Source organism: Nocardioides turkmenicus (assembly GCF_011045035.1).
Lineage (GTDB): Bacteria > Actinomycetota > Actinomycetes > Propionibacteriales > Nocardioidaceae > Nocardioides > Nocardioides turkmenicus.
Map to the genome: position 1 here is coordinate 1 of NZ_JAALAA010000036.1, position 17271 is coordinate 17271.

Genomic DNA, 17271 nt, shown 5'->3' on the forward strand with positions numbered 1-17271 from the left:
GTCCCGCCCCGCTGACCCAGCCCAACCCCAAGCGCAACCCCGGCCCCTGCCGCGCGGACCGGTCACGGAGCAGGCACGACGCCTTCCCGGGGCCGGTCCCGCGGCGCGACCAGGCGCAGCGTCGGCACCAGCACGACCAGCGCGACCCCGGTGAGGGCCGCCGCCACCCACACCGGTCCCAGGCCGGCGGAGCCCGACAGGGCTGCCGCTCCGATCGCCGGCCCGGCCGCGGCTCCGACGTTGAGCGCGACGGTCGCGTAGGAGCCGCCCATGGTCGGCGCGCCCGAGGCCGCATAGAGCACCCTCGCGATCAGGCTGCTGCCGACCGCGAACGCCAGGACTCCCTGGACGAACACCAGCACGAGCAGCGGGACCGCGCGGTCGGCGAGCAGTCCGAGGAGCAGCCACCCCGCGAGCAGCGCGGGCGCGGCCGCCCCGATGACCAGGCGCGGGTGCCGGTCGGAAAGCCGCCCGGCAGCCGTGACCCCGACGAACGAGCCGATGCCGAACAGCACCAGCGCCAGCGGCACCCACGCCTCCGCCAAACCGGCCGTACCGGTCACGATCGTCGCCAGGAAGGTGAACACCGCGAAGGTGCCACCGTTGACCAGCGCACCGAGAAGCATCGCGACGAGCAACCGCGGCGCCCGTAGCTGCGCGAGCTCAGCGGCCAAGGAGCGGCCGGGACCGCCCGATGTCTCCCGGCCACCGGGCCGGACGCCGTTGGCGATCCCGAGGGCGGCGGGGACGCACAGCAGCGCGACCGCCCAGAACGTCGCGCGCCAGCCCAGCGCGGTGCCGAGCAGCGCGCCGGCGGGCACCCCGGCGACGGTGGCGACCGTCGTACCGGACAGCAGGACCGCGAGGGCGCGACCCTTCCGGTCAGGGGCCACCAAGCGGGTCGCGGTGCTGAGCGCGACCGCCAGGAACCCGGCGTTGGCGACAGCCGCCACCACCCGGGACACGAACAGCACGGCGAAGGACGGCATGACCGCGGCGACGACATGGCAGGCGGCGAAGAGCGCCAGACAGCCGAGGAGCGCGGCGCGCGCGGGCCACCGGCGCGCGAAGGCGGCCATGACGGGCGCGCCGAGGATCATCCCGACCGCGAAGGCCGAGGTGAGCAGACCGGCGGTCCCGACCGAGACGTCGAGGCCGGCGGCGATGTCCGGCACCAGGCCGGCGAGCATGAATTCCGAGGTGCCCATGGCGAAGACCGCCAGGGCGAGCAGGTAGAGCGCGAGAGGCATGTGAGTACTCCGAGGCAGAGAGGACGGACGGAACGCGTCTCGTCACCACGGCCAGCACCCAGGGACGACCGAACGACCGCCCGCGCGGAACGCACCGGGGCGGAAGGGCTGGAACCTCAGTGGTTCAGGGGGCTGACGGCGTGACCGAAAGCCCCCACAGTGGCTGCCTCAGGGCTCGACATGGTCCGTAGGCTACCGCAGCGCCTGACCGGCGTACGCGGCCACCGGCTCGACCCGCTGGCTGCGCTTCCACACCCGGAAGCTGTCCTCGCTGTTCCCGCGGCGCCAGTAGCCGGAGATCGACAGGTCGCCACGCGGCATCCCCCGCTCGCGCAGCAGGTAGGGGCGGATCCGCTGCATCGTGACCTCGGCCTCACCGTGCACGAAGGCGTGCACCCGACCGAGGAGCCAGGGCAGCGCGCGTACGACGGTCTCGAGGGGCGGGTCGACGGTGGCGTCCACCCATCGCACGGTGACCCCGGCAGGCGCGTCGACCTCCTGGACATGGTCCGCGGAGGGCACCTCGATCACCGCGTAGCCGACCGCGTCGGCCGGCAGCGCCGCCAGCGCCGCCCGGATCGCGGGCAGACCCGACTCGTCACCGACGAGCAGGTGCCAGTCGGCAGCAGGGTCCGGAGCGTACGTCCCACCCGGACCACGCACAGTGAGCACATCGCCCGGTTGCGCGACGGTCGCGGCCCAGCGGCCGGCGACACCCTCCTCACCGTGGTGCACGAAGTCCACGGCCAGGGTGCCGTCGGCGACCGAAGGATCCAGGGCGGTGTAGGTGCGGCAGACGGTCGAGCCGTCGCCGACCGGGATCTCCAGGCGCACGAACCGGTCGGTGCACACGTTGCCGGCGAAGGCGGAGAGGTCCTCGGCGCGGAAGTGGACACGGGTCATCCCAGGACTGAGCCGCTGGGTCGAGGTCACCACGACCCGCGTCTCCGGCTTTGTCTCCGGCTTCACCGCGCGAAACATGAGGGGAGCCTAACCTAATTCTCGACAAATGCGGATGACCGCTCGCGGGCTGCCCTAGAGTTGCGCCGTGCTCTACTCCGCCGGGTTCGAGTTCGAGTATGCCTTGGTCACAGAGTCGGGCATCTTCCACGACTTCGGGGACCTCGACTTCATCGCCCTCCAACGTGCCCTCGCCGACGGCTCCGGCGCCACCGACGACGGCCTCGTCCGCGGCGACCTCGGCATCAAGAGCGGTTACTGGTACCTCGAGGGCGACGAGCGGTTCGACGCCGACGGCACCTTCACCACGATGCTGGTCAAGGGCGTCGAGATCCGCACCCCGATCTGCGCCGGCACCACCGAGGCCGCCGACCGGCTCGTCGAGCTCCAGGGCGACATCGCCAAGCGTCTCGAGCCCCTCGGTCTGCAGCTGGGCATCGTCGGCTTCAACCCGGTCCGGGAGGCGTACGTCCTCGACCCGCCGCTCAACGAGTGGGAGCGGCAGATGCGGGCCGAGCACCGCGAGTACGACCACGCCGAGGTCTCCAACCTGAGCTACGGCCCCGACATCAACCTCTCCTTCCCCGGGCTCTCTGCGGAGCAGGTGGTCGAGATGACCCGGAGGCTGACCCACTACAGCCCCTTCATGGTGCCGTTCAGCTTCAGCTCGCCCTTCCATGCCGGCAGGCCCTGGCGTGGGCCCAGCAAGCGCACCTACGAGCGCACCTGGCGACGGGTGGCGGCTCGCTGCTTCATCGACCCGCCCATGGGTGAGCCCACGATGGTGCACGAGCCGCGGATCCCGCGCGAGGACGGGCGCATCGAGTTCAAGGCCTTCGACGCCTTCCTCACCCGGGACCTGCTGCTCGGCGGCGCGGCGCTGACCCTCGGCGTCTGCCTCGCCGACGACCTTCCGGGGCTTGCCGACAGACCCAGCCGCGACCTGCACCAACGCGCCGCGACCGCGGCGTTCGCCGACCCGGAGATCGCCGCCGGCGCGCGGGAGGTCCTCGCCGCCGCCCGCCGCGCGCTCGCCGGCACGCCGGAGGTCCACCACCTGGACTGTCTGGACCAGTTGCTGGGCGAGGGACGGACCCCAGCCGATAGCCTTCTGGACGCCTATTCGCGCACCGGCCTGATGTACCACCCGGAAGGACTTCGTTGACTGATCTCCCCGCCGACCTGCCCGCCGACCTGACCGCCGAACTTCCCACCGAGGCCGATGTGGCGATCTGCGGAGCGGGACCGATCGGCGCCGCGACGGCCTACTTCCTGGCGCGGAAGTCCCCGGGGCTGAGGATCGTGGTGCTCAGCGACGACCCCGCCGACGATCCCGGCCACGTCTCCACCTACCGCTACTCCGGCGGCAGCATCCGGTGGACCTGGGCCGACCCGGTCAAGCGGGAGATGACCACGGAGACCGCCGAGTTCGTGCAGAGCCTCCTTGCCGACGGCGTCGACCTGGCCGCGATCGAGAACACCTACCACCTGCTCCACACCGGCGAGCACATCCCTGCCCTCAACATCTCCGCGTCCCGGCTGGTCTCCCACCTGCTGGAGCGGGCGGCCGAGGCCGGCGCGCAGATCGTGCCTCGTGCCGTCGTCGAAGGCGTACGTCCCGACGGCTCGGGCCACCTGGTCGACACGACCCGCGGGACGATCCGGGCCGAGCGCGTCCTGGTCGCGCTGGGCGCCGCCAACGCCCTGCTCTTCCCCGAGACCGACGCCGAGCTCGAGAAGCGTCAGCTCTTCGTGCTGGACCTCCCGGTCCCGCCGGAGCGCGAGCGGATGCCGCACACGATCGTGCCGGTCGGCGACGGCTTCGGCTACGCCTTCGTGAAGTCGGTCGAGGGACGCCTGCGGGTCCTGGTCGGCCAGGAGGACATCGTGGAGGACGACGATCTCAGCGGTCCCGTCGACCATTGGGACACCCTCTTGGAGCGTGGCCTCGCGACCGCGCTCCCATGGCTCCGCGAGGCGCAGGTCGACCAGATCCTGTGGGGTGTCGACATCGCCCAGAAGAAGCTCGTCCTGGACGAGCCCGCGCCCGGCCTGCTCCTGGCCGGGTGTGGCAGCTCGGTCCGCTCCTCGGCCTGGCTGGGACGTACGCTCGCCGAGCGGCTGGCGGCCTAGGGGCGAGTCAGCCCTCGAGCTCGGCCCGGGTCGGCGGGTTGGCACCGGCACGCGAGACGGTGACCGCCGCCGCCCGGACGCCGTGGGCGAGCACCTCGCGGCGGTCGCGGTCGAAGTCGTCCCAGAGCGCGTCGACCAGCCCCGCGGAGAAGGTGTCGCCGGCGCCGATGGTGTCCACGACGGTCACCTTCTCGGCCTCGACGTCGATCCGCTCGGTCTCGGTGATCCAGCTGGCCCCGTCGCCACCGCGGGTCACCGCGACCGCGCCGGCACCGAGCTCGAGCAGCCGCGCGGCCGCCTTGTCGAGCCCGATCCCGGGGTAGAGGGTCTCCAGGTCCTCGTCGCTGGCCTTGACCACATCGGCGTACGCCGCTGCCCGCTCGATGCGCGAGACGATCTCCTGGCCGGTTCCGGTCAGGGTGGGCCGCATGTTGATGTCGTAGAGGACGCGGGTGGAGTCGGGGAGGCCGTCGAGCAGCGCGACGACGGTCTCGGCGCCGGGCGAGAGCACCGGCGCGAGCGAGCCGATGTGCACGAACCGTGGCGTCCCCACCGCGATCTCGCCGAGCTTCCACTCCAGGTCGAAGACGTACGTCGCGGACCCGTCGGCCGCGATGGTCGCCTGCGCGGTCGAGGTGTGGTCGAGCACGTGCGGGTCGCACGCCATCACCACACCTGAATCAGCCAGGTGAGCAGCCAGGGAGCGCCCGCGAGCATCGTCAGCGAACGAGGCCGCATACCGCACCGGTCGGCCGAGCCGGCCGAGCGCCACGGCGACGTTGGCGCCGCTCCCGCCGGGGTGGTCGCGGGTCACGCCGTCGGCCGTCGTGACCACGTCGACCAGCGCCTCACCTACCACCAACACGTCAGCAGCGGCATTGTCACGATCCAGGCTGGTCACGGCGGCAGGGTAGCAACTCGGCGTACGAACTGGTTTTCCGGGGTTGACCAGCAGAAACCTCCTACTGTCCAGTAACCCACCGCGGATGGGCAACCGCTCTCGACCGCGTGCGACCATTGAGGATGTGACCGAAGAATCCACCGAGACGACTGGTGGTCCGCAGGGCCCGACCCCCGCCCAGCCGACCGTAATCCACGAGGGTCTACCGACCCAGCTTCCGGACATCGATCCCGAAGAGACCAGTGAGTGGCTCGGCTCGTTCGACGCGATGCTCGAGTCGAGCGGGCGCGAGCGGGCCCGCTACCTCATGCTGCGTCTTCTGGAGCGTGCCCGGGAACAGTCCGTCGGCGTCCCCGCCCTGCGCAGCACCGACTACATCAACACCATCCCCTCCGACCGCGAGCCGTGGTTCCCGGGCGATGAGGACATCGAGCGACGCATCCGCGCCTTCATCCGCTGGAACGCCGCCGTCATGGTCTCCTCCGCCAACCGCAAGGGCCTCGAGGTGGGTGGCCACATCGCCACCTACCAGTCCTCCGCGAGCCTCTACGAGGTCGGCTTCAACCACTTCTTCCGCGGCAAGGACCACCCCGGCGGTGGCGACCAGGTCTTCATCCAGGGCCACGCCTCCCCCGGCATCTACGCGCGCGCGTTCCTGGAGGGCCGGCTCACCGAGGAGCAGCTCTTCCGCTTCCGCCAGGAGGTGCAGCACGGCGTCGGCCAGGGCATCTCCAGCTACCCGCACCCACGCCTGATGCCGGACTTCTGGGAGTTCCCGACGGTCTCGATGGGTCTGACCGGGATCAACTCGATCTACCAGGCCCGGTTCAACCGCTACCTGCAGAACCGCGGCATCAAGGACACCTCCGACCAGCGCGTGTGGGCGTTCCTCGGTGACGGCGAGATGGGTGAGCCCGAGTCGCTCGGCGCCATCCGGGTCGCCGCCCGCGAGGAGCTCGACAACCTGGTCTGGGTGGTCAACTGCAACCTGCAGCAGCTCGACGGCCCGGTGACCGGCAACGGCAAGGTCATCCAGGAGCTGGAGTCCAACTTCCGCGGTGCCGGCTGGAACGTCATCAAGGTCATCTGGGGCCGCGAGTGGGACCAGCTGCTCGCCAAGGACGTCGACGGCGTCCTGGTCAACAAGATGAACTCCACCCCCGACGGCCAGTTCCAGACCTACTCGGTCGAGACCGGTGCCTACGTCCGGGAGAACTTCTTCGGCTCCGACCCGCGCCTGCGCAAGATGGTCGAGCAGATGAGCGACGAGCAGATCCGCAAGCTGCCCCGCGGCGGCCACGACTACCGCAAGGTCTACGCCGCGTTCGACGCGGCCACCAAGACCGTCGGTCAGCCGACCGTCATCCTGGCCCACACCATCAAGGGCTGGACGATCGACGCTCTGGAGGGCAAGAACGCCACCCACCAGATGAAGAAGCTGACCATGGCGGACCTGAAGAAGTTCCGCGACCGTCTGCTCCTGCCGATCTCCGACAAGGAGCTCGAGGCGACCTACGAGCAGACCGGCGCGGCGCCGTTCTTCAACCCGGGTCCGGAGTCCGCCGAGATCGAATACATGATGGAGCGCCGCAAGCAGCTCGGCGGCCCGCTCCCCCAGCGCCGGGTCGAGTTCAAGCCGCTCACCCTGCCGGGCGACAAGGTCTACTCCGAGCTCAAGCAGGGCTCCGGCAAGAACAAGATCGCCTCCACGATGGCCACCGTCCGGCTCCTCAAGGACTGGATGCGTGACCCCGAGATCGGCAAGCGCATCGTCCCGATCGCGCCCGACGAATACCGCACCTTCGGCATGGACGCGATGTTCCCGAGCGCGAAGGTCTACAACCCGGGCGGCCAGCAGTACGAGAGCGTCGACCGGAAGTTGTTGCTCTCCTACAAGGAGTCCGCGCAGGGCCAGCTGCTCCACGAGGGCATCTCCGAGGCGGGGGCGCTGGCGTCGGCGACCGCGGCCGGCACGGCATACGCCACCCACGGCGAGCCGATGATCCCGTTCTACATCTTCTACTCGATGTTCGGGTTCCAGCGCACCGGCGACTCCATCTGGGCGATGGCCGACATGATGGGCCGCGGCTTCCTGATCGGCGCCACCGCCGGTCGCACCACGCTGACCGGTGAGGGACTCCAGCACGCCGACGGTCACTCCCCGCTGCTGGCGGCGACCAACCCGGCGGTCGTGCACTACGACCCGGCGTTCGCCTACGAGGTCTCCCACATCATGCAGAGCGGCCTCGAGCGGATGTACGGCACCTCCGAGGAGCACCCGCACGGCGAGGACGTCATCTTCTACCTGACCGTCTACAACGAGCCGGTCAGCCAGCCCAAGGAGCCCGAGGGCGTCGACGTCGAGGGCATCCTGAAGGGCATCCACCAGGTCTCGACCGCCGAGGGCGAGGGTCCGAAGGTCCGCCTGCTGGCCTCCGGCGTCGGCTTCCCGTGGGTCGAGGAGGCCGCCCGCCTCCTCAAGGAGGACTGGGGCGTCAACGCCGACACCTGGTCGGTCACCTCGTGGAACGAGCTCGCCCGCGACGCCATCGACGCCGAGCAGTGGAGCCTCAACCACCCGGGCGAGACCCCGCGCACGCCGTACGTCACCGAGAAGCTCTCGGCGTCCACCGGCCCCGTCATCGCGGTCTCCGACTACATGCGGGCCGTCCCGCTGCAGATCGCCCGCTGGGTGCCGGACGACTACCGCGTCCTGGGCGCCGACGGGTTCGGCTTCGCCGACACCCGCCCGGCCGCACGTCGCTTCTTCCAGATCGACGCCCAGTCCGTCGTCGTCCAGGCCCTCCAGGCCCTGGCCGAGGCCGGCGAGATCGACTCCTCGCTGGTGAAGAAGGCCTTCGACGCCTACCGCATCGACGACCCGACGGCCACCAAGGGCATCATGCAGGAGGGCGGCGACGCCTGAAGCTCGTGGCGCCGAGTCGGCGCATCTGACCCCGTGTCTGGCGAAGCGAAGCGAGCCAGAGGGGTCGGATGCGCCGACTCGGCATGTCATGAGATGTACTAAGCGCAAGAATGGACAACGTGACCGCAGTGATTCCTCCCACCCGCCAGCGCACAGCGCAGGCGCTGCGGCGTGCGACCGGGCGGCTGGCGACGGCGGCCACGTCGCGTATGGACGACGCGATGCCGTGGTTCAAGGACCTCTCCGCGAAGAACCGCTCCCTGGTCGGCCTGATCGTGCAGGCCGGCATCAAGGAGTTCGTCGGCTGGTACGCCGGCGGCGCCTCCGCCGACACCGCCAAGCCCGACCTGGCCGCCTCCATGTTCGGCGTCGCGCCCCGTGCGCTGACCGGCATCATCACGCTTCAGCAGACCGTCGATCTGGTGCGGCTCTCGATCGAGGTCGTCGAGGCCAACATCGACGACCTCCTCGGCGCCGAGGACGCCGCGGACGTGCACGAGGCGATCGGCCGCTACGCACGCGAGGTCGCCTTCGCCACCGCCGAGGTCTACGCCCGTGCGGCCGAGCAGCGCGGCGCGTGGGACGCCCGGCTCGAGGCGCTCGTCGTCGACGCGGTGCTGCGCGCCGAGACCGACGAGGTCGTTCTCTCCCGCGCCAGCGCACTCGGCTGGGACGCCGACCTGCAGCTGTGCGCCGTGCTGGGCCACGCGCCCGACGGCATCGGCCTCGACGCCGCCATGGAAGAAGTACGCCGCCGCGCCCGCGCCCACGACATGCACACCCTGTGCGCGGTCCAGGGTGACCGCCTCGTCGCCCTGCTCGGCGGCATCGAGGACCCCCTCGAAGCCGCCGAGCACATCGCCGACCTCTTCGCCGACGGACCCGTCGTGGTCGGCCCGTTGGCGAAGGGCCTCGCGACGGCCGCCGAGTCGGCCCGGGCCGCACTCTCGGCCTACCGAGCCGCGCCCGGCTGGCCGGACGCGCCGCGGCCGGCGCGGAGCCAGTCGTTCCTGCCCGAGCGCGCGCTGGCCGGCGACGCCTGGGCCCACCGCTACCTGATCGAGCATCTCTACCAGCCGTTGGTGGAGGCTCGCAGCACCCTGATCGAGACGCTGGCCGCGTACTTCGCCGCCGGTGGCGGCCTCGAGGCCACCGGTCGCGCCCTGTTCGTGCACCCCAACACGGTGCGCTACCGCCTCAAGCAGGTCGCCGAGCTCACCGGGTTCACCCCGACCGACTCCCGCGACGCCCTGGCGCTGCAGGTCGCGCTGATCCTCGGCAGGCAACAGGACCATTGAGTCTGGCAGCGGCGAGAATTGTAGAACCTCTACAAGCTTGCCTGACAGATATCGTCGCCGCCGCAGGTGAACCAGGACCCCTCCAGACGGGACCATCGTTCCGTGCTCGTCATTGTCGCCCCAGGACAAGGTGCCCAGACACCAGGATTCCTCACCCCGTGGCTGGAGGACCCCGCTTTCGCCGCTCGTATGGAGTGGCTCTCGACCGTCGCAGGCATCGACCTGATCGACTACGGCACCAATGCCGACGCAGAGACCATCCGCGCCACCGAGATCGCCCAGCCGCTGCTGGTCGCGACCGGCCTGGTCGCCGCGCTGCAGCTCTTCCCGCAGCCCGCGGACGCCTTCGCCAAGATCGGCGCCGTCGCCGGCCACAGCGTCGGTGAGATCACCGCCGCCGCGGGTGCTCGCGCGATCAGCGCCGAGCAGGCGATGGTGCTCGTCCGCGAGCGCGGCAAGGCCATGGCCGAAGCCGCCGCGAAGACGCCGACCGGCATGACGGCGGTCCTCGGCGGAGACCGCGAGGAGGTCCTCGCCGCGATCGAGAAGCACGGGCTCACCCCTGCCAACGACAACGGTCCCGGCCAGATCGTCGCCGCGGGCACGCTCGAGCAGCTCGAGGCGTTCGCCGCCGACCCGCCCGCCAAGGCCAGGCTGATGCCGCTCAGCGTCGCCGGCGCCTTCCACACCAAGCACATGGAGCCCGCCGTCGGCCACCTCGCCCGGCTGGCCCAGAGCGTCTCGACCCACGACCCGCGTACGCGTCTGATCAGCAACAAGGACGGCCAGATCGTCCACGACGGTGCCAAGGCGCTGGAGCGCATCGTCGGCCAGATCGCCAGCCCGGTGCGCTGGGACCTCTGCCTCGACACCATGTCCAACATCGGCGTGACCGGCATCCTCGAGATGCCGCCGGCCGGCACCCTGACCGGGATCGCCAAGCGCGCCCTCAAGGGAGTCGAGACCTTCGCACTGAAGACGCCCGACCAGCTCGAGGACGCCCGTGCGTTCGTCGAGAAGCACGGCGAGGCCAACCCGATCGAGACCACGCCGACCTGGCGCATGGTCGTCGCCCCGGCCAAGGGCACCTTCAAGCTCTCCGAGCAGGTGTCCGGACTCGACCTCATCCCGGCCGGCACCGAGATCGGCGCCATCGCCAGCCTCCGCGACACCATCGCGATCACCTCGGCCCACGGCGGCGAGGTCATCGAGTGGCTGGTCGAGGACGGCGACCTGGTCTCCCCCGGCCAGCCCCTGCTCCGCCTGCACCCGACGGGAGTCCACCACTCGTGATCTCAGCCCCCACAGGCGCCCCGCACGCCCGCATCCTCGGCGTGGGCGGCTACCGCCCCAGCCGGGTGATCCCCAACAGCGAGATCGTCGACCTCATTGACTCCTCCGACGAGTGGATCCGCACCCGCTCCGGCATCGTCGAGCGCCGCTGGGCGAACGACGAGGAGACCGTCCAGATGATGTCGGTCGCCGCCTCCCGCAAGGCGCTCGACCACGCCAAGATCAGCATCGACGAGATCGACTGCGTCATCGTCGCCACCGTCAGCCACATGCGCCAGACCCCTGCGGTCGCCGCGCTGGTCGCCGACGAGCTCGGTGCCGACCACCCGGCCGCCTTCGACATCTCGGCAGCCTGTGCCGGCTTCTGCCACGGCATCGCGATGGCCAGCGACTTCATCCGCGGTGGCAGCGCGCGCAACGTACTCGTCATCGGGGTCGAGCGGCTCTCCGACATCACGAACCCGCACGACCGTGGCACCGCCTTCATCTTCGCCGACGGCGCGGGCGCCGCGGTCGTCGGCCCGAGCGACGAGCCCGGGATCGGCCCGGTCGTCTGGGGCTCCTCCGGCGACAAGGCCGAGCTGATCCAGACCCCCGACTGGTTCGAGGCGAACGAGGCCAAGGAGACACCCTGGCTGACGATGGAGGGCAACCCCGTCTTCCGCTGGGCCTCCTTCGCGATGGCCAAGGTCGGCCAGGAGGCGCTCGAGAAGGCCGGCATCACCGCCGACGAGCTCGACTGCTTCGTGCCTCACCAGGCCAACATGCGGATCGTCGACGCCCTTGCCCGCTCCATGAAGCTGCCGGAGACGGTCAAGATCGCGCGCGACATCGCCACGATGGGCAACACCTCGGCCGCCTCGGTCCCGCTCGCCCTTGAGCGGATGATCGAAGAAGGGCAGGCTCAGTCGGGCGACACCGCACTGCTCATCGCGTTCGGCGCCGGGCTGGTCTACGCCGCCCAGGTCGTCGTCCTGCCCTAGTCCCGCACCATCCAGAGTTTCACCACAAAGAAAATCCGAGAGGAAGCACCACACATGGCCACCACCGAAGAGATCCGCTCCGACCTCGCCGAGATCGTCAACGAGGTCGCCGGCATCGATGTCGCCGACGTTCAGCTCGACAAGTCGTTCGTCGACGACCTCGACGTCGACTCGCTGTCCATGGTCGAGGTCGTCGTCGCTGCCGAGGAGAAGTTCGGCGTATCCATCCCCGACGAGGAGGTCAAGAACCTCAAGACCGTTGGCGACGCGGTGAGCTTCATCGAGAAGGCGTCCGCGAACGCCTGACGCGCCCCGGCGGCTCGGCCAACCCTCCCAGGCCGAGCCGCCGGACCTTCATCACCTGATCACCACGCGCACACACCCCACGGAGACCACATGAGCAGCCGCACCCGAGTCGTCGTCACCGGATTGGGCACCACCAACCCCGTCGGCGGAGACGTAGCCACCACCTGGGATGCCTTGATCGCCGGCCGCTCCGGCGTCCGCGAGCTCACCGAGGAGTGGGCCCAAGACCTTCCCGTACGCATCGCTGGCCGCATCGCCGTCGAGCCCTCCGAGGTCCTGGAGAGGGTCAAGGCCCGCCGCCTGGACCGCTCCGCGCAGTTCGCCGTGGTCGCCGCGGCCGAGGCCTGGAAGGACGCCGGCTTCGAAGGCACCGCGACCGAGGCCGGCCTCGACGGTGAGCGCCTCGGCGTCGCCGTCGCCACCGGCATCGGCGGCGTGACCACCCTGCTCGACAACTACGACACGCTTCTCGCCAAGGGACCGCGCCGGGTCAGCCCGCTCGCCGTCCCGATGCTGATGGCCAACGCCTCCGCAGCCAACATCTCCCTGACCTACGGCGCCCGCGCCGCGGCTCAGACCCCGATCTCCGCCTGCGCCTCCGGCTCCGAGGCGATCGCCCTGGCCGCCGACCAGATCCGTCTGGGCCGCGCCGACGTCGTGCTCGCCGGTGGCACCGAGGCAGCGATCCACCCGCTGCCGATCGCCGCGTTCGCCAACATGATGGCCCTGTCCAAGACCGCGTCCGGCCCCGACGGTGGCGACCCGACCGCGGTCAGCCGCCCCTGGGACACCGGCCGCGACGGCTTCGTCCTCGGTGAGGGTGCCGGCATCGTCGTGCTCGAGTCCCTCGAGCACGCCCAGGCCCGTGGGGCCCGGATCTACGCCGAGGTCCTCGGCTCCGGCGTGACCGCCGATGCCCACGACATCGCCCAGCCCGACCCGGAGGGTCGCGGCGGCAGCCGCGCCATCCGGCGCGCGCTCGAGGACGGCGACATCGACCCGAGCACGATCGCCCACGTCAACGCCCACGCGACCTCGACCCCGCAGGGTGACATCGCCGAGGGCCTGATGCTCCACGCCACCCTCGGCAAGCACGTCGAGAACGTCGTGGTCACCTCGACCAAGTCGATGACCGGCCACCTCCTCGGCGGAGCCGGCGCGCTCGAGACCGTCGCGACCGTGCTGGCGATCCACCACCGGCAGTCACCGCCGACGATCAACCTCGACAACCTCGACCCCGCGGTCGAGCTCGACATCGCCACCAAGGCGCGCGACCTGCCGGTCGGCGACATCGCGGCGCTCAACAACTCCTTCGGCTTCGGCGGCGCGAACGTCGCGGTCGTCTACGGAAGCATCTGATGACGATCACTGCTCCTGCCCCCGCGGCGAAGCAGAAGCTTCCCCGTGACCAGGACCCGCGTCACCCGCTCACCCGCCTGAAGGCGTTCTTCGACGAGGGCACCGTCGCCCTCATCTCCCCCGACGACGAGTCCGGCATGCTGGCCGCCGTCGGCGAGGTCGACGGCACCCGCGCGGTCGCCTTCTGCTCGGACGCCACCGTCATGGGCGGCGCGATGGGCGACCTCGGCTGCCGGGTGGTGGTCGACGCCTACCACCGGGCGATGACCGACGGCATCCCGATCATCGGCCTGTGGCACTCCGGCGGCGCCCGGCTGGCCGAGGGCGTGCTCTCCCTGCACGCGGTCGGACGCATCTTCCACGCGATGACCCAGGCCAGCGGCAAGATCCCGCAGATCTCGGTCGTCCTCGGCCCGGCTGCGGGCGGCGCTGCCTACGGCCCCGCCCTCACCGACGTCGTGATCCTCGGCCCCGAGGGCCGCATCTTCGTCACCGGTCCCGACGTCGTACGTTCGGTCACCGGTGAGGACGTCGACATGCTGCGTCTCGGCGGCCCTGAGCCGCACGGCCGCCGCTCCGGCGTCGTCCACATCCTCACCGAGTCCGAGCGCGAGGCGCTCGACAAGGCCCGCACGGTCACCTCCCTCCTCGGCTCGCAGGGCGGCCTCGACGTCGCCTCGGTCGAGGACAAGGACCTCGCCGAGCAGCTGCCGGAGTCGAAGAAGCGCGCCTACGACGTACACCCGCTGGTCGAGAACATCCTCGACGAGGGCACCGCCCAGGAGCTGCACGCCCGCTGGGCGCCCAACATCGTCACCGCCCTGGGCCGTTTCGGCGGCCGCACGGTCGGCGTCGTCGCCAACAACCCGCTGCGTCTCGGCGGCTGCCTCGACTCCCTCTCGGCGGAGAAGGCCTCCCGGTTCGTACGTCTCTGCGACTCGCTCGGCGTCCCGCTGATCGTCGTCGTCGACGTCCCCGGCTACCTGCCGGGCGTCGGCCAGGAGTGGGACGGGGTCGTCCGCCGCGGCGCCAAGCTCCTGCACGCCTTCGGCGAGTGCGTGGTCCCCCGGGTCACCCTGGTGACCCGAAAGACCTACGGTGGCGCCTACATCGCCATGAACGCCCGCTCGCTCGGCGCGACCAAGGTCTTCGCCTGGCCGGGCGCGGAGGTCGCGGTCATGGGGCCAGTCGCCGCGATCCGCATCCTGCACCGCCGCAAGCTCGCCGAGGTCGCCCCCGACCTCCGTCCTCAGGTCGAGGCGGAGCTCGCGGCGGAGCACGAGCGGCTCGCCGGCGGTGTCGACAAGGCCGTCGAGATCGGTGTCGTGGATGAGGTCATCGAGCCTTCGGCAACCCGGAGCGCCATCGCGGCCGCCTTCGAGGACGCGATCCAGACCGTCGGCGTACGCCGCGGTGCTCATGGCAACATCCCTCTCTGACCGACACCGGTCTGACACAACTGAGGCCCCGGAGCTCACGCTCCGGGGCCTCAGCTTCTTCGTCGGCCGTGCTCTGCGGCCGACGACCGTCGCTCAGACGACTTGGTGCAGCCAGCGTACGGGCGCACCCTCCCCCGCGTGACGGAACGTCTCCAGCTCGTCGTCCCACGGCTTGCCGAGGAGCTTGTCCACCTCGAGCTCGAGCGTGGTGTCGCCCAGCGCAGCCTTCACGACCGCGGCCTTGAGACGGTCCTCGGGGATCATGATGTCGCCGTGCATCCCGGTGACGGCGTGGAAGACGCCGAGATCGGGCGTGAAGGAGTAACGCGCCCCCTCGGAGGTCGATGTCGCGTCCTCGGTGACCTCGAAGCGCAGGTGCGTCCAGCCCTTCAGCGCCGAGGCGATCGCGGCGGCAGAGCCGATCGCACCCGACCAGAAGAGCTCAGCTCGGTAGGTGCCGGCCTGGGCGGGCTGCGCCGTCCAGTCGAAGTTCACCGGCACACCAAGCACCCCCGCGACGGCCCATTCGATATGAGGGCAGAGCGCGGAGGGAGCCGAATGCACGAACACAACGCCTCGGGCGTTACCACGCGAGGCGCTCGGGTCCTTGATCTGAGTGGTCACCGAATATCTCCTTCGTTGCGGCGCGAGCTACGCCTTCCCCAGCGGGCTCGATCATGCGTGAAGGAAACACTTCGGCGGATCACATGGATGTAGTTGTGTTCTCCATTCTTACCTACCAGGCCCAGGATCTCCAGTACCGAGGCAAAACGACCAGTGGCGGTCGACACAGCTGTCGACCGCCACCGACCACATCATCCGAGCGGTTCTCAGTCCCTCTCGACCGTCTTCTCGAGCGCCTCGGCCCGCGCCGCAGCGTCGGTGATCTCGTCGGCGTCGATCGCGTAGGTGCGGTGGAACCAGGTCAGCGCGTCCTTGTCGCGGCCGGCGTCCTGGAGCGTGTCGGCGTACGCGTAGCGGAGCCGCACCACCCACGGCTCGCGGCTCTTGTTGTTGAGCGGCGACTGCTCGAGGATTCGCAGGGCCGCGTCGTACTGGCCCATGTCGCGGCGAGCACCGGCCTCGACGATGGTCATCTCGGCCTTCGCCGGCGCCTCGAAGTTCACCACGGACGGGCTGTGCGCGAGCTTGATCGCCTGCTCGGGCTGACCGAGCGCACGGTGGCAGTCCGCCATGATCGGCAGGTAGGCCGTCGCGCCGTTCATCCGCTTCGCGGCGCGCAGCTCGGCGAGCGCCTCGGAGTAGTGGCCCGCAGCGTACGCAGCCTCGCCCAGCGCCTCGCGGATCACCGCGATCCGCTGAGTACGCGACTTGGCCGCCTTGGCGTGCTGGTAGGCCAGCTCCGGGTCGGAGTCGATGTACATGTCCGCAGCGACGAGGTGGCGGGCGATGCGTGCCGCCAGCTTCTCCGGCAGACCGCGCAGCTGAGCCGCGATCGCACGGTCCAGTTCCTTGCCGGTCACCTCGGGCGGGAGCTCCGGACCGTCGTAGGCCCGCTGGTCCGCCGTACGCTCCTCGCGCGGCTCGTCGAAGCGACGCGGCGGCTTGCCACCGGGCTTGCCGCCGCGGTCCTTGGAGTAGCCACCCTTGCGGTCGCTGCCGCCACCGCGCTTCGGACCGTCGGCGCGGCCGCCCGCGCGCGGGCCACCACGGCCGGTCGACGGCTTGCCGTCGCGACGCTCGTCGCCACCCCGGCCGCCATCACGGCGCTGCTCGCCGCCGCGGCCACCGCCACCGTCCCGGCGGTCGCTGCTGCGGCCGGCGCCAGGCCGACCCCCACCCGATCGGCCACCACGGCCGCCGGTGGATGAACCAGAGCTCTTCGGACGCCCCGGGCGCCCGGCGGGCTTACCGCCTCTGTTGCTACGGCGCTCGTCAGCCATAGCCGCCATCCTCACTGCTGCGTACCGCAGCCGACTTCGAAGATCCCCAGATCGTTACGTTTGACAAACTCAGTGCCAGTAAAAGCAGTAGAGGCCGCCCAATGGGCGGCCTCTACCTGAAATTTTGTCCGGCGGCGTCCTACTCTCCCACAGCCTCTCGGTTGCAGTACCATCGGCGCTGAAGGGCTTGACTTCCGGGTTCGGGATGGGACCGGGTATTTCCCCTTCGCTATGGCCGCCGTAACTCTATCGACTCACCCCCGCGTGCATCTGCCGGCGCTTTCGCTGCCAGGCGATGCTGCTTGGGGTGGCCAAGCCATTGTTCAGTTCTAGCATGTGTTGCTAGTTGGTGTGGACGCGAACAGTCTCATCAAAGAGTCAGTCTTCGATGGTTGTTGTTTTTGTTGAGGGTTTATGAAAGATAAGCCCTCGGCCTATTAGTACCGGTCGGCTGGGCATCACTGCTGTACACCTCCGGCCTATCAACCCCATAGTCTGTAGGGGGCCTTAACCCATAAA

Annotated in this window: 14 protein-coding genes and 2 rRNA genes; 9 read left to right on the forward strand and 7 right to left on the reverse strand. The window is 70.3% G+C overall.

Features of this window, described 5'->3' with window-relative positions; translation table 11 throughout:
* Window positions 1-62 precede the first annotated feature (62 nt).
* Together G5C66_RS25025 and G5C66_RS25030 are read right to left on the reverse strand one after the other, a co-directional pair.
* Window positions 63-1250, reverse strand: a complete 1188-nt coding sequence (locus tag G5C66_RS25025; RefSeq protein WP_165114392.1) for a Cmx/CmrA family chloramphenicol efflux MFS transporter — start codon at window positions 1248-1250, stop codon at window positions 63-65.
* Window positions 1251-1442: 192 nt separating this feature from the next.
* Complete coding sequence (locus tag G5C66_RS25030) at window positions 1443-2219, reverse strand: siderophore-interacting protein (RefSeq protein ID WP_338144315.1); 777 nt, start codon at window positions 2217-2219, stop codon at window positions 1443-1445.
* A gap of 79 nt (window positions 2220-2298) precedes the next feature.
* On the opposite strand from G5C66_RS25030, the gene G5C66_RS25035 reads away from it, so the two are divergent.
* Both G5C66_RS25035 and G5C66_RS25040 read left to right on the forward strand, forming a co-directional pair.
* Window positions 2299-3375, forward strand: a complete 1077-nt coding sequence (locus tag G5C66_RS25035) for a glutamate-cysteine ligase family protein (protein ID WP_165114397.1) — start codon at window positions 2299-2301, stop codon at window positions 3373-3375.
* Window positions 3372-4343 (forward strand): NAD(P)/FAD-dependent oxidoreductase, encoded by a 972-nt coding sequence (locus G5C66_RS25040; RefSeq protein WP_165114400.1) that lies wholly within the window; start codon window positions 3372-3374, stop codon window positions 4341-4343. The genes G5C66_RS25035 and G5C66_RS25040 overlap by 4 nt, the downstream gene beginning before the upstream one ends.
* 7 nt (window positions 4344-4350) lie before the next feature.
* Here the strand turns inward: G5C66_RS25040 and G5C66_RS25045 are convergent, their stop codons facing one another.
* The gene (locus G5C66_RS25045) at window positions 4351-5244 is read right to left on the reverse strand and encodes a carbohydrate kinase family protein (RefSeq protein WP_338144316.1); all 894 of its coding nucleotides are present in this window, start codon (window positions 5242-5244) and stop codon (window positions 4351-4353) included.
* Between the two features lie 124 nt (window positions 5245-5368).
* Here G5C66_RS25045 and aceE point away from each other — a divergent pair, with 124 nt between their 5' ends.
* From aceE to G5C66_RS25080, 7 genes are all read left to right on the forward strand, one after another.
* Window positions 5369-8170 (forward strand): pyruvate dehydrogenase (acetyl-transferring), homodimeric type, encoded by a 2802-nt coding sequence (gene aceE, locus G5C66_RS25050; RefSeq protein WP_338144317.1) that lies wholly within the window; start codon window positions 5369-5371, stop codon window positions 8168-8170.
* A gap of 110 nt (window positions 8171-8280) precedes the next feature.
* Window positions 8281-9468: a PucR family transcriptional regulator gene (locus G5C66_RS25055; RefSeq protein WP_165114409.1), complete on the forward strand. Its 1188-nt coding sequence runs from the start codon at window positions 8281-8283 to the stop codon at window positions 9466-9468.
* A 102-nt stretch (window positions 9469-9570) separates the two neighbouring features.
* Window positions 9571-10761, forward strand: coding sequence for an acyltransferase domain-containing protein (locus G5C66_RS25060; protein WP_165114412.1), 1191 nt, complete (start codon window positions 9571-9573; stop codon window positions 10759-10761).
* Window positions 10758-11744 carry a beta-ketoacyl-ACP synthase 3 gene (locus tag G5C66_RS25065; RefSeq protein WP_165114415.1) on the forward strand — a complete coding sequence of 329 codons (987 nt, stop codon included), beginning with the start codon at window positions 10758-10760 and terminating at the stop codon, window positions 11742-11744. Before G5C66_RS25060 ends, G5C66_RS25065 begins: the two co-directional genes overlap by 4 nt.
* A gap of 54 nt (window positions 11745-11798) precedes the next feature.
* Window positions 11799-12050 carry an acyl carrier protein gene (locus G5C66_RS25070; RefSeq protein WP_008364250.1) on the forward strand — a complete coding sequence of 84 codons (252 nt, stop codon included), beginning with the start codon at window positions 11799-11801 and terminating at the stop codon, window positions 12048-12050.
* A 90-nt stretch (window positions 12051-12140) separates the two neighbouring features.
* Entirely contained in the window at window positions 12141-13409 is a 1269-nt protein-coding gene (locus G5C66_RS25075; RefSeq protein ID WP_165114418.1) for a beta-ketoacyl-[acyl-carrier-protein] synthase family protein, read from the forward strand.
* Complete coding sequence (locus G5C66_RS25080; RefSeq protein ID WP_165114421.1) at window positions 13409-14848, forward strand: acyl-CoA carboxylase subunit beta; 1440 nt, start codon at window positions 13409-13411, stop codon at window positions 14846-14848. The genes G5C66_RS25075 and G5C66_RS25080 overlap by 1 nt, the downstream gene beginning before the upstream one ends.
* 93 nt (window positions 14849-14941) lie before the next feature.
* Here the strand turns inward: G5C66_RS25080 and G5C66_RS25085 are convergent, their stop codons facing one another.
* The 4 genes from G5C66_RS25085 to G5C66_RS25100 form a co-directional block, all read right to left on the reverse strand.
* Window positions 14942-15472 carry a DUF3145 domain-containing protein gene (locus tag G5C66_RS25085; protein ID WP_338144318.1) on the reverse strand — a complete coding sequence of 177 codons (531 nt, stop codon included), beginning with the start codon at window positions 15470-15472 and terminating at the stop codon, window positions 14942-14944.
* Between the two features lie 206 nt (window positions 15473-15678).
* Window positions 15679-16752: a tetratricopeptide repeat protein gene (locus G5C66_RS25090; RefSeq protein WP_165114424.1), complete on the reverse strand. Its 1074-nt coding sequence runs from the start codon at window positions 16750-16752 to the stop codon at window positions 15679-15681.
* Between the two features lie 126 nt (window positions 16753-16878).
* Window positions 16879-16995 (reverse strand): 5S ribosomal RNA (gene rrf, locus G5C66_RS25095).
* Window positions 16996-17169: 174 nt separating this feature from the next.
* Window positions 17170-17271, reverse strand: a 23S ribosomal RNA gene (locus G5C66_RS25100); the annotation flags it as partial.

Excerpts from the sequence above, each read along its gene's own strand:
- G5C66_RS25025 (WP_165114392.1), bottom strand. The coding sequence starts at position 1,250 with ATGCCTCTCGCGCTCTACCTGCTCGCCCTGGCGGTCTTCGCCATGGGC.
- G5C66_RS25080 (WP_165114421.1), top strand. The coding sequence starts at position 13,409 with ATGACGATCACTGCTCCTGCCCCCGCGGCGAAGCAGAAGCTTCCCCGT.
- G5C66_RS25070 (WP_008364250.1), top strand. The coding sequence starts at position 11,799 with ATGGCCACCACCGAAGAGATCCGCTCCGACCTCGCCGAGATCGTCAAC.
- G5C66_RS25090 (WP_165114424.1), bottom strand. The coding sequence starts at position 16,752 with ATGGCTGACGAGCGCCGTAGCAACAGAGGCGGTAAGCCCGCCGGGCGC.
- G5C66_RS25055 (WP_165114409.1), top strand. The coding sequence starts at position 8,281 with ATGGACAACGTGACCGCAGTGATTCCTCCCACCCGCCAGCGCACAGCG.
- G5C66_RS25075 (WP_165114418.1), top strand. The coding sequence starts at position 12,141 with ATGAGCAGCCGCACCCGAGTCGTCGTCACCGGATTGGGCACCACCAAC.